Origin of the sequence: Vibrio kasasachensis (assembly GCF_050337565.1) — a bacterium.
Lineage (GTDB): Bacteria > Pseudomonadota > Gammaproteobacteria > Enterobacterales > Vibrionaceae > Vibrio > Vibrio kasasachensis.
On record NZ_JAKJTB010000020.1, the window covers coordinates 1 to 13,812 of the forward strand.

A 13,812-nucleotide genomic window follows, 5' to 3' on the forward strand; every position below is an offset into this window, starting at 1 on the left:
ACAGTACCAGAAAAAGGTAGCGGAGAGTGGGTTAACGCAAAGCATGTCGAGAAAAGGTAACTGCTTGGATAATGCTGTTGCTGAAAACTTTTTTGCTTTACTCAAAACAGAGATGTATCACAACCAAAGCTTTGAAGATGCAGATGATTTGATAGAGCAAATTAAAGAATACATCGAGTACTACAATACCAAACGTATAAAAGTGAAACTAAAAGGCCTGACTCCGATAGAATATCGAACTCAGGCCTTGAAAGCCGCTTAACAGAAATGTCCAACTTTACGGGGTCACTTCATTATGCAGGCTTTTTTACATTCCTACCTTTCTACTATTCACCACTTTTTCTCGCCATTGATTCATCACTTCCAGCACGCTTCAGGTCTACCTTGACCAGAATGGTCAAGAGTAATTATGTCGTTAATACTGTTAAGGCAGATATCATTTTCTTGTTTACCGAGTGGATCAGCGCTAATGCTATAGCCATTGCTGCTAATTGATATTGTGATGAGATACTCGTTGTGATTACTCTGACAAAGCTGGCAGTTTCCGCCAGACATAATGGCATCGCGTGGGCTACTGTATCCGCCCTTATATTCATTCTCTAGGTAGAGCTGAATACGGCTGAGATCGCTCAATGCGAGGGTTCGGCTGCTGGTAATAACTTGCGCTTGGTAAGTCGGGTAGGCGAATGATGCGAGTATTGCCACGATAGTCACGACTACCAGTAGTTCGATCAATGTCATTGCCTTTAATCGACTTTTTCGTGCCTTACAGCCAATAATCGGAGCCATTTCGAGGAGTTCCTGTTTATCTGTTAGCTCAGTTTTGATTGCTGCTAGCATCAAAGCAAGATTGAAACTACCTGCCAATCTATTTGCAAAGGATTTTGGGAAATGAGTCGAGGCTTTAACTTACTGGAGCTCACCATCATTATTGCGATTCTCAGCATGTTGTTGGTTATGGCTGTCCCTAGTTTCGGTGCGATTTCCGACAAAGTAAAAATGAAGCGCCTCGCGAGTGAATTAAACAGTTTTTTAGTACAAGCTAAGACAGAAGCGGTAACGCGAAATCAAAGGCTATACGCACATTTTTCCTTTGAGGCTGATGGTAGTGCAAGCTCAGGCACTTGGCATATTCAACTGACGGATTCAGCACTATTGGACGGTAACTCGCTGTTGTATTTTAGCGGCACTCCGTTTGTCGAGATCGATGTGAGACATAACTATACTCCTGCCTACATTACCTTTGATCAAGTCCGTGGGCGACCTAACGGTGGTTCTATTGCGTTTTTCCCAGTAGCTCAAGGCTCCAGTAAGCTCAAAGTTGTAATGGCGAACCCGCCAGGTAGAGTCAAAATTTGTGGTGTTAACGGAGTGGCTTATGGCTACCCAACATGCCATTAGTTTAACCAAAGGTTTTACTTTAATTGAACTGATTGTCTCGGTAGGAATCGGTGCGATGACACTTGGGATCATCGGTTCTATCTTTATTTCTGCCCACAATGTCGCTCATGACAAAAGCCAGCAACTCTATTTATTGCAATCACTCACCAGTACATTTCAAACCATTGAAGAAGATATTCAGCGAGCCGGTTTTGATAACGCTCAGGGACAGAGTCTTCTGTTGTCAGGGGCGGCGAATGTGATTGAGTTAAATAGTAGCAGTGATTTTGGTATGGCTTATTACAGAGATGTGGCAGACAACAAGAACTACCGTAGCCTGCGATATTACTTGAACTCAGGGAAAATCATTTTATGTGAGCAAGGTGTGGTGCTGAAAAACGACATTAAGGCGCTGCCAGAGATCGTGAGTTGCCGTTCATTGCTAGATGAGAACGTGGTTAATGTTGTCTCATTTTCATTGTCATCCACGACATTGAGCAACGCTAACGCGACTTCTGCTATTTGGCATCTTTCTATATCGGCACATACGATCGATCACGTGTATTCGCGTGCGCTATCTGTGGATATTAAACAAAGGAATTGGCAATGAAATCGCAGCGAGGAGCAGTAACGATCATTGTCACATCCATTTTACTCTCCGCGCTGTTATTGCTGGTTCTTGGCAGCTATCGAGTGACATTTCACCAAATCAAAGTCGCGCAAAATGAAGTTAAATCACGCAGCAATCACTGGCAAGCAGAAGGCGCCATCGAGTGTTTGTATACTTACATTAAAACGACGGTGGAAGATCCGGGTAATTTGACTCAAGGAAGCGCTCACGCTGCTTATTCTAGTATGCAAAATCATTGTTTAACGGATAGAGATCGACAGTCTTTATTTACCGAGCTTGATGCGTTAAACAACTATCGACTGGTTTATCATTTAGATGGAATCGAACGAGTAAGTAAGACGATCGTTCAAGTAAGAAAGTCTGGGGCAATACATTCTCGTGGAACATTGATATTGAACGGTTCATTTGAGATATGGCCAGATGTGACTGGTAAACAAATTGATGGAATAGATGAGTGTGTTTCGATTCGTTATGCTAAAGAGATCGAGTATATCTATTCAGGTAGTGGATTAAGGACGGTTAACCCACAGACAGATGGGCCTTATATCGGCTATTCCGGCTCTTGCCATGAATCAAGCAAAACATTTTTAGCTCACAGTCAAAATACAGCATCCGATCCGAGTAAGACCGATTTCAAAAATGACATTGTTAAAGATGAGACTTTGGACCCTTTTCAAGCCTTCTTCGGTCAACCCCGATCCAAAATCAATGACGTGCGCTCTAGTTTTAAGGTGATTTCTGGTTCAAAGACTAACTGTGATGAGCTCGTTGGTAATGCATTCTCATCAACGAACAAAGTCTGGGTTCAAGGTGACTGCGATCTAGCGAGTGGGCATGCATTGACTTTACTGCCTAAAACGCCCAGAAAATTGGTGATAGAAAATGGTGTGTTTGCTATTTACTCGCCAGTGGTTTTTTATGGCTCTATGTATCATATGTATGAACCGTCTCCGCCAGTTGATCTAACTAGTCGCTGGCTTGATACCACGAGTGGTATCTATTTGCCTGCCAGCTACAAATCGTCTGTCGCTCACTTTCAAGCGGGCTCTTTTGTCAGTTCTGGCGGGTTATTCCTCGACTTACCTAATAGCTCTGCATATTTTTTGAACTCAATGGTATTTAAATATGATCGGGCTGCGTCTGAAGGCTTAGCCTCCTCATTGTATATGTGGCAAAGGGGATCATGGAATGACTTATAAGCACAGGGGGTTCACTTTGTTTGAGGTCACGCTGTCTTGTATTTTGATTAGTGTCGCAGCACTTGGGCTGCTTAAACTGCAAGTCAGCCTTGAACAAAAAGCAGTATTTACGCTTCATCAAGTAGAAGCGTTACATTTTGCAGAGAGGCAATTGGAATTATTTCGAACTCGCGCCAGTAATATCAGTGGTAGTACTGGGTTGATAGCGTTTTCTCAACTTGGATTACCAGCATATTGTGGGCAGGGTATTAGTCAACTGAGTGGTTCAATTTATACCTTAAATTGTAAAGTGGAAAATGTTGCAGGCGTTTTGGATGGAGAGCTAAAAAAAGTCACAGTAATGGTGAGTTGGAATAAACGTATCGCAGATAGCATTGAGTTGAGTCCATCCCATGCTCTATCGCTAACAACTTACTTGTCGAAGTACAGCGAATTCGATCTATAAAAATGTTCTAGCACGGAAAAAACGGTAAACGTTTCAAATTGGTTTCAATATTGTATTCTGCTAATGCGCGATTATGTGTACATATTGTTGTGGTGTGTGGTGGAAATTGCCAAATATGTCTCTAAATATGTATTTTCTTGCAGGGTTATGTGCTTTTGTGTGATGGATTTAATAAAATGCTGAATTAACTACCGACCGCGATAACTATTTTTAAAGGTCACGAGCAACAACATCACATATGGACTTACCATGAGTAACCAAGCTGCAAATAAAGCACCATTGCCGAAGTCGAAAGGCATGGATCGCTTTCTAAACGCGATTGAACGTATCGGCAATAAAATTCCAGATCCTGCGATTCTGTTTTTCTGGGCTTTAATGATTACATGGGTAACATCAGCACTTTTGTCGAATATTTCATTCGATCTAATCAACCCTCGCACTGGCGATGCTCTAACCGTTTCAAACCTTTTAACTGGTGATGCTTTAGCAAGCTTCCTAGCGAATATGGTGAGTACTTTCACAAGTTTTGCGCCACTAGGTATCGTTTTGGTAGCAATGCTCGGTGTTGGTGTCGCTGATTCTTCAGGCTTCATTACCACCGGCCTTAAGAAGATGCTTAACTTCACACCAGCTAAATTGCTAACGCCAATGTTGATCCTTGTTGCGATTGTATCGCACACGGCAGCAGATGCGGGCTACGTACTGGTTATTCCTCTAGGCGGGATCATCTTCCATGCAGCAGGGCGTCACCCACTGGCGGGTATTGCAGCTGCGTTTGCGGGTGTATCTGGTGGTTTCTCGGCAAACTTCGTTCCATCAGGTATTGATCCGTTGCTTGCTGGCTTTACACAAACAGCAGCTCAAATTTTAGATCCTGAATACATTGTTAACCCACTGGCGAACATTTTCTTTACTGGTCTATCATCAGTGATCATCGTTGCTATTGGTTGGTATGTTACAGAGAAGATTATTGAGCCTCGTCTAGCTAATACGCCAATTGATGAAGACGCTGAAAAAGCACCAGATCTAGGTTCTTTTTCAGAGCTAGAATCGAAAGCATTTCGTTATGCGGGTTGGTCAATGATGGCTGGTATTGCACTTCTTGTTGCAGCGCTAATCCCTGAAACATCAGCATTGCGTTCACCGGAAGGTGAGCTTACCGCATTCTCTGCTCCTATAATGCGCTCGATCGTGCCATTGATTTTCATTTTGTTCATCATACCTGGTTATGTATACGGTAGAGTTTCTGGTTCATTTAAAACCAGCAACGATGTGATTAAAGCAATGGCGGGCACAATGTCGACCATGGGTGCGTACATTGTTATGTCGTTCTTCTGTGCTCAGTTCCTATCGGCATTTGCACAATCAAATATTGGTACCATGCTTGCGTTGTACGGCGCGGAAGGTCTGAAGGCGATGAATCTGCCAGGCGAAGTGACAATCGTTGGTATGATTCTGCTTACAGCTTCGGTAAACCTGCTCATCGGTTCTGCATCAGCGAAGTGGGCTCTGATTGGTCCTATTCTAGTTCCAATGTTAATGGCGGTGGGTATTTCTCCTGAGCTGTCTCAAGCGGCCTACCGTGTTGGCGATTCTGTATCGAACATCATTTCACCGTTAATGGTCTTCTTCCCACTTGTGGTTGTTTACTGTCAGCGCTACGTGAAATCAGCGGGTATCGGTACGCTTGCATCTCTAATGATGCCATTCTCTATCGCAATGCTGATTGGTTGGTCAATCTTCCTAGTTGCTTACTGGATGATAGGTATTCCTTTAGGTATTCAAGCTCCATACACTTACACTATGTAAGTGACATAAATGGTTACAAGCCTACCCAATTGGGTAGGCTTTTTTTTATTTGTATCTTGTTTTACACTGCAACCGACGGCTACTGTGCCGTCACTCTCAAAATGGAAAATAAACATCTATGAAAATTCTGCTTTTAGTAGGGTTAATTGTTTTAAACGGTCTTTTTGCTATGTCTGAGATCGCATTGGTTGCAGCAAAAACGAGCCGGCTTAAGCGCATGGCTGAGAAACATAAAGCTGCCAAAGTCGCTCTTGATTTGAAAGAAAATCCCACTCGTTTTCTCTCTACGATTCAAATTGGTATCACGGTTATTGGCCTGTTGAGCGGTATTGTCGGTGAAGCAACCCTGTCAGTGCCGTTAGCGCTGCAAATGGAGTTATGGGGTATAGAGCCCGCGCAGGCAAATGTGTTTTCGACCATCATAGTGGTTGTCGGCATTACATATTTTGCCATTGTTATCGGTGAGCTTGTGCCAAAGCGTTTTGCGCAGTCTCAAGCAGAAACGATCGCGGTATTGGTTGCATTGCCTATTTACTGGATCTCGAAAATTACGACACCCTTTGTCTTTGCGCTTTCTTGGTCAACCGAAGTGCTGCTGAAATTACTAGGGAAAAGCAACCAAGAAGACAGCGTAACAGAAGACGACATTCACGCGATTGTGCGCGAAGGATCGGAATCAGGGGCGATAGAGCAAGGCGAGCAGGAGATGATCCGCAATATCCTTCAGCTTGATGATCGCTCGGTCGGTTCATTGATGACACCTCGGCGTGTTATTGATTTTATCGATATCGACCAGCCGATAGAGCTTTTACTTAAACGGTTGCGTTCAACCAAGCACAGTGTCTTTCCTGTTTGCCAAGGTAACTTGGATAAAATGGTCGGTACTGTTTCCGCTAAGGCACTACTGAATCAAGCTCATAAATTGAGTGTGCAGGTGATAGTGGGCTTGTGTAAGTCACCCGTTTACATTCCTGAGTCAATGAAAGGGCTGCGTTTGCTTACCTACTTTAAAGAGTCGGGTTGTGAAATGGCGTTCATCGTTGATGAGTATGGTGATATTCAAGGTGTGGTTACCCACTATGACGTATTGGAGGCGATTGCTGGTGAGTTATCGAATAACCCAAATGATTTATGGGCAGAGCCAATAGATGGTGGATGGGTTTTCGATGCTTCAATTCCGCTTAATGAGGTAAAAAACCGGTTAGGATTCTCTGAAATCCAGGGGGAGGATGAAGGTTTTCAAACCCTGAATGGATTATTGACTTGGCTAGTGGGACGTTTACCAGAGCAAGGTGAAGTGATCTCTTGCCAGCAATGGCAATTCGAGATTTTGTTGGTAGAGCATAATCGTATTGTGAGCGTTAAAGCCATGCCGATTGAGCAAAAGCTGAATGACTAATACACGTTAAGTTGTGTTAGAAGGCTATGATTAGGTATGCTGCACGGCATACCTATTTTTTTATTTATTCCTATAGATGGAGCTCAGTTTGTCACAGCAATTTTCCGCACTCGATGAGCATTTCATGCGTTGTGCTATGGCATTGGCCACCCAAGCAGAAGAAGAGGGAGAGATCCCGGTAGGAGCTGTGCTAGTTAAAGATGGTGAAATCGTCGCAGAGGGCTGGAACCAGTCGATTGGTAACCATGATGCGACTGCGCATGCTGAGATGCAAGCATTGCGTAAAGCAGGGCAAGCTCTCTCCAATTATCGATTACTTGATACCACACTATACGTAACATTAGAGCCTTGCCCAATGTGTGCAGGTGCACTGCTGCATAGCCGTGTTAAACGAATTGTCTTTGGTGCACGCGATATCAAAGCGGGTGCTGCTGGTACGGTATTAAATTTGTTTGAACATCAAGCTGCATATCACTATGCAACGGTAGAGCGTGGGTTATTTGAAGCTGAATGCCGAGCGCAACTGCAAACGTTTTTCAAACGTCGTCGTAAAGAAATTAAAACGTTGAAGAAAGCGAAGAGAGCTCTAAAACGGGAACAATAAAAGGGAATGAAGTTAGCAAACATTTATATATTTGCTAACTTCTCAAGCCGACTAAATTCCATGGGATTAGAGGCTAGACAACTGCACAAATGCACGATGACGAGCAATCACCTTTTTCTTGTTGTTTGCTAATTTGCGTTTACGGCGGTTAGCGGCAACAGTCTTTTTAAGGCGTTTTGATTGCATACTGCGTTTTCGCATAAAACAACCTCCAAATAATACAAATTGTATTATCGGTTTAACCGATATTATCCCCACCTAAATCAGGCGAGAACACACTTCTACGTAGTTATACCCAAGTAACAGTGACAAGGCTCTGAATCCTGAAGTCACTTGGGTATAGGTGTGTATCAATAATTGATGACAGTTTATCCAAACTCTTGAAGGGCAGTGAGTATGCATAGTTTGTGGCGTGAAATTCAAGGGAAATCTTAATAAATCGAGACTTCCCTTGCTTTAGACCAGCTAACCACTGTTTTAGTTGGTTTTGTCACTACTACTTGAAGAAGTGGCAGGAGCTGACGCTGATACAGGATACGCTTGAGAAATCGTACCTTGGGCAGCTGAAAGTATTTTAGGGTCAACCTGAATTACAGTTAGATCGTTAATATCGACATCGCCTTCGTCAGGTGTTTGTTGTTCAATATGACCAATAACACTCTGATAGTAGCGACGAATGTTTTCAACGTAGTTTCTCGCTTCATCACCACGAGCGTAACCGTAACGGGTTTTGCTGTAATACTTGGCTTGACGCAGTAGCGGTAAGCGCTCTTTTACATCAGACCATTGGTCAGGATTACCACCTTGTTTTTTGGTCAGTCTTCGGGCATCCATTACGTGACCGAAGCCAACGTTATATGAAGCGAGGGCAAACCAAATTTTCTCATGTTGCTCAATAGAATCAGGGATTCGCGCCACCATACGACGTAGGTATTCAACGCCACCCTTTACAGACTGCTCTGGGTCTAGTCGGTTGGTAACACCAACGCTTTTCGCGGTAGGTAGAGTCAGCATCATCATACCGCGTACCCCTGTTGGTGATCTTGCTACCGGATTCCAGTGCGATTCTTGGTACGCCAGCGCAGCAATTAAGCGCCAATCAAACTCTTTTGAGTATTCTTTAAATAGCGGTGCCCATTTAGGAAGTTTTTTGTCTAGCGCGCGGATGAATGCACGGGTATCGACATAATCAAAGGTGCCGATATGACCGATGTATTTTTCTTCAAGTTGCGCTAAGTCACCTGATTGTTTTATATGACCAAAATACTCGATGACCATGGCGTAGAGGCTTTCATCATCAGAGCGACGTAAAAACCATGAGGTTGGTTGATCTTCCGTCAATTCGAATGCCGTTGCTACATCAGGGTAGATTCGCTGGGAAAGTGATACTTCGACGGAATCTGCTACCGTAAAACGTACTTTACCTTCGGACACTTGTTTAAGCAGGTCACTCACATCAGCTGAACGATCAATAGCGAACTGAAAACTAGGGTGCTCACTTTTAATTTTGCTCAAGGTTTGATCAAAGTGGGAATCAACCACAATGGTCACAACCGGCTTGCCATCGTTCTGCTCAATTAATGTATCTTGTTTTTTAAGCAGTTGGCTTAAATTACGTGGTCGCCAATGTCCTTTTTTGTAGATCAACTGTTGGCTGACATAGTAGTAAGCGGGTCCGGCTCTAAAACGTTTTAATCTCTCTGGCGATTGGGTTAGACCAGCGGCGATAATATCAATCTCACCATTTTCTAGCGCAGGATAAAGATTGGAAATTTGATAAGCGGGTTTCATTTCGAGGCGAACACCAAGTTCTTGCGCGAACTGACGTGCAATTTCGTAGTCTAGACCAGCAGGACCATCAGGACCTATGTAGTATGAAAGCTGATTATTTAATGTGCCTACACGTAAAACGCCGCGTTCACGAATTTGATCTAAATCGCTTTTTGGTGCCGATTCGATCTGGCAACCGACCAGCATGACAGCGCTGATTGCGAATAAGAGATAAGCTCGTACTTTATTAATCATCATTCATAGTGTCTCGTACTTCATGTACGGCATTTATATCAGAGTAGACGGGTAAGGCAAAGTAAAGCTGAAGCTATCGCGAGCATGGCTTTATTTTTCTGTCATATGTGACAAATTTACGTTTAGTATCTGTGGCTTGTGTAGTCGCTTTAAGCTAAGCAATGTCAGGTGGGATAAGCGTTGAATCATAATAGCTAAATATGCTGTATTTCAAATTTGACAAAAAAATAAAGCAAACGTTTGCTTTTAGTGTTACATCACAAAAATAAATCCTTTATAATGCGCCCGAAACCAGAGATGAAATCGGTATAAGTTGTCGGTAGGTTGCCAGTAACTATCTGAATTTATTCCAATATCACCTTAATCAATTGCAGAGAGACCTAAGCACATGAGAATTTTGCGTGGCTCCCCAGCTCTTTCCGAGTTTCGTGTTAACAAGCTACTAGAACTTTGCCGTGAACAGCAGTTGCCTGTGAACGGTATTTACGCCGAGTTTATGCACTTTGCTAATTTGTCGTCGGATCTAGATGCTTCAGACTTAGACAAGCTTGAAAAGCTACTTACCTATGGTCCAACGATTGAAGAGCATGAACCACAAGGTTTGTTGCTTATCGTGACACCACGTCCAGGGACTATCTCTCCGTGGTCTTCAAAGTCGACGGACATTGCCCGTAACTGTGGCTTAGACAAAGTAAAACGTCTTGAACGCGGCACGGCTTATTATGTGGAATCTTCCGTCCCCCTTTCTGATGAGCAAATTCAAACAATCAAAGCGCTCATTCATGACCGCATGATGGAAACGGTATTCACCGAATTTGAAGCGGCTGATGCGCTGTTTAATGTATCAGAACCGGCTCCAGTGGCAGAGGTTGATATCTTAGCTGGTGGTCGTCTCGCACTTGAAAAAGCAAACGTTTCCCTTGGTCTTGCACTGGCAGAAGACGAAATTGATTACTTGGTTGAGAGCTTTATCAAATTGGGTCGCAACCCAAAAGATATTGAATTGATGATGTTTGCGCAGGCAAACTCAGAACACTGCCGACACAAAATCTTTAATGCAGACTGGACTATCGACGGTATCGATCAAGATAAGTCTCTATTTAAGATGATTAAGAACACATTCGAAATCACACCGGAATACGTGTTATCTGCTTATAAAGATAATGCCGCGGTAATGACGGGTTCAAAAGTGGGTCGATTCTTCCCAGATCCTGAAACGCGTCAGTACAACTATCATCATGAAGACGCACATATCTTGATGAAGGTAGAAACTCATAACCACCCAACCGCTATTTCGCCATGGCCAGGAGCATCAACCGGTTCTGGTGGTGAAATCCGTGATGAGGGCGCAACTGGTATTGGTGGCAAACCGAAAGCGGGTCTGGTGGGCTTTACCACTTCAAATTTACGTATTCCGGGTTTTGAACAACCATGGGAAACGGATTTTGGTAAACCGGGTCGTATTGTTAATGCGTTGGATATCATGCTAGATGGCCCACTTGGTGGCGCGGCATTTAACAACGAATTTGGTCGTCCTAACTTGCTTGGGTACTTCCGTACATATGAAGAGAAGGTTACTTCTCATGCAGGCGAAGAAGTACGTGGTTACCACAAACCAATCATGATTGCTGGTGGATTGGGTAATATCCGTGACCAACACGTGCAGAAGAAAGAGATCCCAGTAGGCGCGAAGCTTATCGTGCTTGGCGGTCCTGCGATGAACATCGGTCTTGGCGGCGGCGCGGCTTCTTCAATGGCGTCAGGGCAATCGGCAGAAGATTTAGATTTTGCTTCGGTACAACGTGAGAATCCAGAGATGGAGCGTCGTTGTCAGGAAGTGATTGATCGCTGTTGGCAACTTGGCGAGCAGAATCCAATTGCATTTATCCACGATGTGGGTGCGGGCGGTATTTCAAATGCGCTTCCAGAATTAGTCGATGATGGCGAACGTGGTGGTAAGTTCCAATTACGTGATGTACCAAATGATGAGCCAGGCATGAGCCCGCTAGAGATTTGGTGTAATGAATCGCAAGAGCGATATGTACTGGCTGTAGCTGTGGAAAACATGGCTGAGTTTGACGCGATCTGTAAACGTGAACGTGCGCCCTATGCAGTAGTTGGCGAAGCGACAGAAGAACGTCATTTGACGTTGGAAGATACGCATTTCGACAATACGCCAATTGATATGCCAATGGAGATTCTTCTTGGCAAGGCTCCGAAGATGCATCGTGATGCGACGACATTGAAAGTTGAGAGCCCAGCTATCAACCGTGATGGTATCGAAATTAATGATGCAGTTGAGCGTGTACTTCGTTTGCCAACCGTGGCTGAGAAAACTTTCCTTATTACCATCGGTGACCGTTCAGTAACTGGTTTGGTTGCGCGTGACCAAATGGTCGGTCCTTGGCAGGTTCCTGTAGCAAACTGTGCGGTAACAGCGGCAAGTTATGATACCTACCATGGTGAAGCTATGTCGATGGGTGAGCGTACGCCGGTAGCACTACTTGATTTTGGTGCTTCAGCACGTTTAGCGGTAGGCGAATCACTAACGAACATCGCGGCAACGGATATTGGTGATATCAAACACATCAAATTATCGGCGAACTGGATGTCACCAGCGGGTCACCCAGGTGAAGATGCTGGTCTCTATGAAGCAGTAAAAGCGGTAGGTGAAGAACTTTGTCCAGCGCTTGGCTTGACTATCCCTGTGGGCAAAGACTCTATGTCGATGAAGACGCAGTGGCAAGACAATGGCGAGAATAAAGAAGTGACCTCTCCGTTATCACTGGTCATCACTGCTTTTGGTCGTGTGGAAGACATTCGTAAAACAGTCACACCACAGCTTAGAACCGCGGCTACTTTAGAAGGGTTAGGTGAGTCTTCACTTGTGCTCATCGATCTCGGTAATGGTAAGAACCGCTTAGGTGCTACAGCACTGGCGCAAGTTTACAAGCAGCTTGGTGATAAACCAGCAGATGTAGATAATGCAGAGCAGCTAAAAGGCTTCTTTGATGCGATGCAAAACTTAGTGCGCAATGACAAGCTAGTGGCGTATCACGACAAAGGCGATGGCGGTCTGCTTGTGACTCTAGTTGAGATGGCATTTGCTGGTCACTGTGGCGTGAAGGCGGACATCAATGCATTAGGTGATGACACTCTAGCTGCTCTATTTAATGAAGAACTCGGTGCTGTGGTTCAAGTTAGAAATGAAGATCTAGATTCAGTGCTATCGACCCTTTCTGCACACGGTCTAGAAACGTGTTCGCATGTTATTGGTAGCGTAGAAGATTCAGACCGCATTCTGATTACCTCTGGTGAGGCGGTAGCGGTTGAGCGTTCTCGCACAGAACTACGCATCATTTGGGCTGAGACAACTCATAAAATGCAAGCACTGCGTGATAACCCTGTATGTGCTGACCAAGAATTTGAAGCGAAGAAAGATAATTCAGATCCTGGCTTGAACGTGTCATTAAGCTTTGATGTGCATGAAGATATTGCTGCACCTTACATTGCTGCTGCTATGGTTAATACTGGCGCAAAACCTAAGATGGCAATCTTGCGTGAACAAGGGGTTAACTCTCACGTTGAGATGGCAGCTGCATTTGACCGTGCTGGCTTTGAAGCAACTGATATTCACATGAGCGATATTTTAACCGGGCAAGCAGTGCTGGAAGAATACAATGGCTTAGTTGCATGTGGTGGCTTCTCCTACGGTGACGTTCTTGGCGCTGGTGAAGGGTGGGCAAAATCCATTCTATTTAATGCCCAAGCGCGTGAGCAGTTTGAAGGTTTCTTTGAGCGAGAAGATACCTTCTCATTAGGGATATGTAACGGTTGTCAGATGCTTTCCAACTTGAAAGAGTTGATCCCAGGTGCTGAGTTGTGGCCACGTTTTGTTCGTAACGAATCAGAACGCTTTGAGGCACGATTTAGTCTGGTTGAAGTACAGAAATCGGATTCGATATTCTTTGATGGTATGGCGGGTTCTCGTATGCCAATCGCGGTTTCTCACGGCGAGGGTCGTGTGGAAGTGCGTAACGCAGAGCACCTAAGTGCGATTGAAGCATCGGGTTCAATTACTCTACGTTACGTTGATAACAATGGTAACCCAACGCAGCAGTATCCGAATAATCCGAACGGTTCTCCAAACGCGATTACGGGCTTAACCACGGCTGATGGCAGAGTGACGATTATGATGCCTCACCCTGAACGTGTATTCCGCACAGTGGCTAACTCATGGCATCCTGATAGTTGGGGTGAGAACAGTGCTTGGATGCGTGTTTTCCAAAATGCACGTAAGAATGTGGGTTAAGGTAATTT

Annotated in this window: 12 protein-coding genes; 9 read left to right on the plus strand and 3 right to left on the minus strand. The window is 44.3% G+C overall.

Translation table 11 applies throughout. The annotated features are described in order from the left end of the window. Window positions 1-262: IS3 family transposase (locus L4C38_RS16270; protein WP_428798613.1), on the plus strand; the 262-nt coding region annotated here is incomplete at its 5' end. A gap of 95 nt (window positions 263-357) precedes the next feature. Here L4C38_RS16270 and L4C38_RS16275 read toward each other — a convergent pair. Beyond that, complete coding sequence (locus tag L4C38_RS16275) at window positions 358-789, minus strand: type IV pilin protein (protein WP_428798614.1); 432 nt, start codon at window positions 787-789, stop codon at window positions 358-360. 102 nt (window positions 790-891) lie between these two features. Here L4C38_RS16275 and L4C38_RS16280 point away from each other — a divergent pair, with 102 nt between their 5' ends. From L4C38_RS16280 to tadA, 7 genes are all read left to right on the plus strand, one after another. Continuing rightward, window positions 892-1,401 carry a GspH/FimT family pseudopilin gene (locus tag L4C38_RS16280; RefSeq protein ID WP_428798615.1) on the plus strand — a complete coding sequence of 170 codons (510 nt, stop codon included), beginning with the start codon at window positions 892-894 and terminating at the stop codon, window positions 1,399-1,401. Next, window positions 1,379-1,990, plus strand: coding sequence for a PilW family protein (locus tag L4C38_RS16285; RefSeq protein WP_428798616.1), 612 nt, complete (start codon window positions 1,379-1,381; stop codon window positions 1,988-1,990). Before L4C38_RS16280 ends, L4C38_RS16285 begins: the two co-directional genes overlap by 23 nt. Then, a complete protein-coding gene (locus L4C38_RS16290) occupies window positions 1,987-3,210 on the plus strand; it encodes a hypothetical protein (protein ID WP_428798617.1) in 1,224 nt (407 codons plus the stop codon). The genes L4C38_RS16285 and L4C38_RS16290 overlap by 4 nt, the downstream gene beginning before the upstream one ends. Then, window positions 3,200-3,655, plus strand: a complete 456-nt coding sequence (locus tag L4C38_RS16295; protein WP_428798618.1) for a type IV pilus modification PilV family protein — start codon at window positions 3,200-3,202, stop codon at window positions 3,653-3,655. Before L4C38_RS16290 ends, L4C38_RS16295 begins: the two co-directional genes overlap by 11 nt. A gap of 249 nt (window positions 3,656-3,904) precedes the next feature. After that, window positions 3,905-5,464, plus strand: a complete 1,560-nt coding sequence (locus tag L4C38_RS16300) for an AbgT family transporter (protein WP_428798619.1) — start codon at window positions 3,905-3,907, stop codon at window positions 5,462-5,464. A 118-nt stretch (window positions 5,465-5,582) separates the two neighbouring features. Next, window positions 5,583-6,863 carry a hemolysin family protein gene (locus L4C38_RS16305; RefSeq protein WP_428798620.1) on the plus strand — a complete coding sequence of 427 codons (1,281 nt, stop codon included), beginning with the start codon at window positions 5,583-5,585 and terminating at the stop codon, window positions 6,861-6,863. Window positions 6,864-6,951: 88 nt separating this feature from the next. Then, a complete protein-coding gene (gene tadA / locus L4C38_RS16310) occupies window positions 6,952-7,467 on the plus strand; it encodes a tRNA adenosine(34) deaminase TadA (RefSeq protein ID WP_428798621.1) in 516 nt (171 codons plus the stop codon). 66 nt (window positions 7,468-7,533) lie between these two features. Here the strand turns inward: tadA and L4C38_RS16315 are convergent, their stop codons facing one another. Then, complete coding sequence (locus L4C38_RS16315; protein WP_281364235.1) at window positions 7,534-7,668, minus strand: hypothetical protein; 135 nt, start codon at window positions 7,666-7,668, stop codon at window positions 7,534-7,536. Window positions 7,669-7,944: 276 nt separating this feature from the next. Continuing rightward, a complete protein-coding gene (gene mltF, locus L4C38_RS16320; RefSeq protein WP_428798622.1) occupies window positions 7,945-9,495 on the minus strand; it encodes a membrane-bound lytic murein transglycosylase MltF in 1,551 nt (516 codons plus the stop codon). A 385-nt stretch (window positions 9,496-9,880) separates the two neighbouring features. Between mltF and purL the strand changes: the two genes are divergently transcribed. Continuing rightward, complete coding sequence (purL, locus tag L4C38_RS16325) at window positions 9,881-13,804, plus strand: phosphoribosylformylglycinamidine synthase (protein ID WP_428798623.1); 3,924 nt, start codon at window positions 9,881-9,883, stop codon at window positions 13,802-13,804. The last annotated feature ends 8 nt before the right edge of the window (window positions 13,805-13,812 follow it).

What these genes read in the sequence shown, in the direction of transcription:
- L4C38_RS16275 (WP_428798614.1), bottom strand. Translation starts at nt 789, where the DNA reads ATGGCTCCGATTATTGGCTGTAAGGCACGAAAAAGTCGATTAAAGGCA.
- L4C38_RS16280 (WP_428798615.1), top strand. Translation starts at nt 892, where the DNA reads ATGAGTCGAGGCTTTAACTTACTGGAGCTCACCATCATTATTGCGATT.
- L4C38_RS16285 (WP_428798616.1), top strand. Translation starts at nt 1,379, where the DNA reads ATGGCTACCCAACATGCCATTAGTTTAACCAAAGGTTTTACTTTAATT.
- L4C38_RS16290 (WP_428798617.1), top strand. Translation starts at nt 1,987, where the DNA reads ATGAAATCGCAGCGAGGAGCAGTAACGATCATTGTCACATCCATTTTA.
- L4C38_RS16295 (WP_428798618.1), top strand. Translation starts at nt 3,200, where the DNA reads ATGACTTATAAGCACAGGGGGTTCACTTTGTTTGAGGTCACGCTGTCT.
- L4C38_RS16300 (WP_428798619.1), top strand. Translation starts at nt 3,905, where the DNA reads ATGAGTAACCAAGCTGCAAATAAAGCACCATTGCCGAAGTCGAAAGGC.
- L4C38_RS16305 (WP_428798620.1), top strand. Translation starts at nt 5,583, where the DNA reads ATGAAAATTCTGCTTTTAGTAGGGTTAATTGTTTTAAACGGTCTTTTT.
- L4C38_RS16315 (WP_281364235.1), bottom strand. Translation starts at nt 7,668, where the DNA reads ATGCGAAAACGCAGTATGCAATCAAAACGCCTTAAAAAGACTGTTGCC.
- mltF (WP_428798622.1), bottom strand. Translation starts at nt 9,495, where the DNA reads ATGATGATTAATAAAGTACGAGCTTATCTCTTATTCGCAATCAGCGCT.
- purL (WP_428798623.1), top strand. Translation starts at nt 9,881, where the DNA reads ATGAGAATTTTGCGTGGCTCCCCAGCTCTTTCCGAGTTTCGTGTTAAC.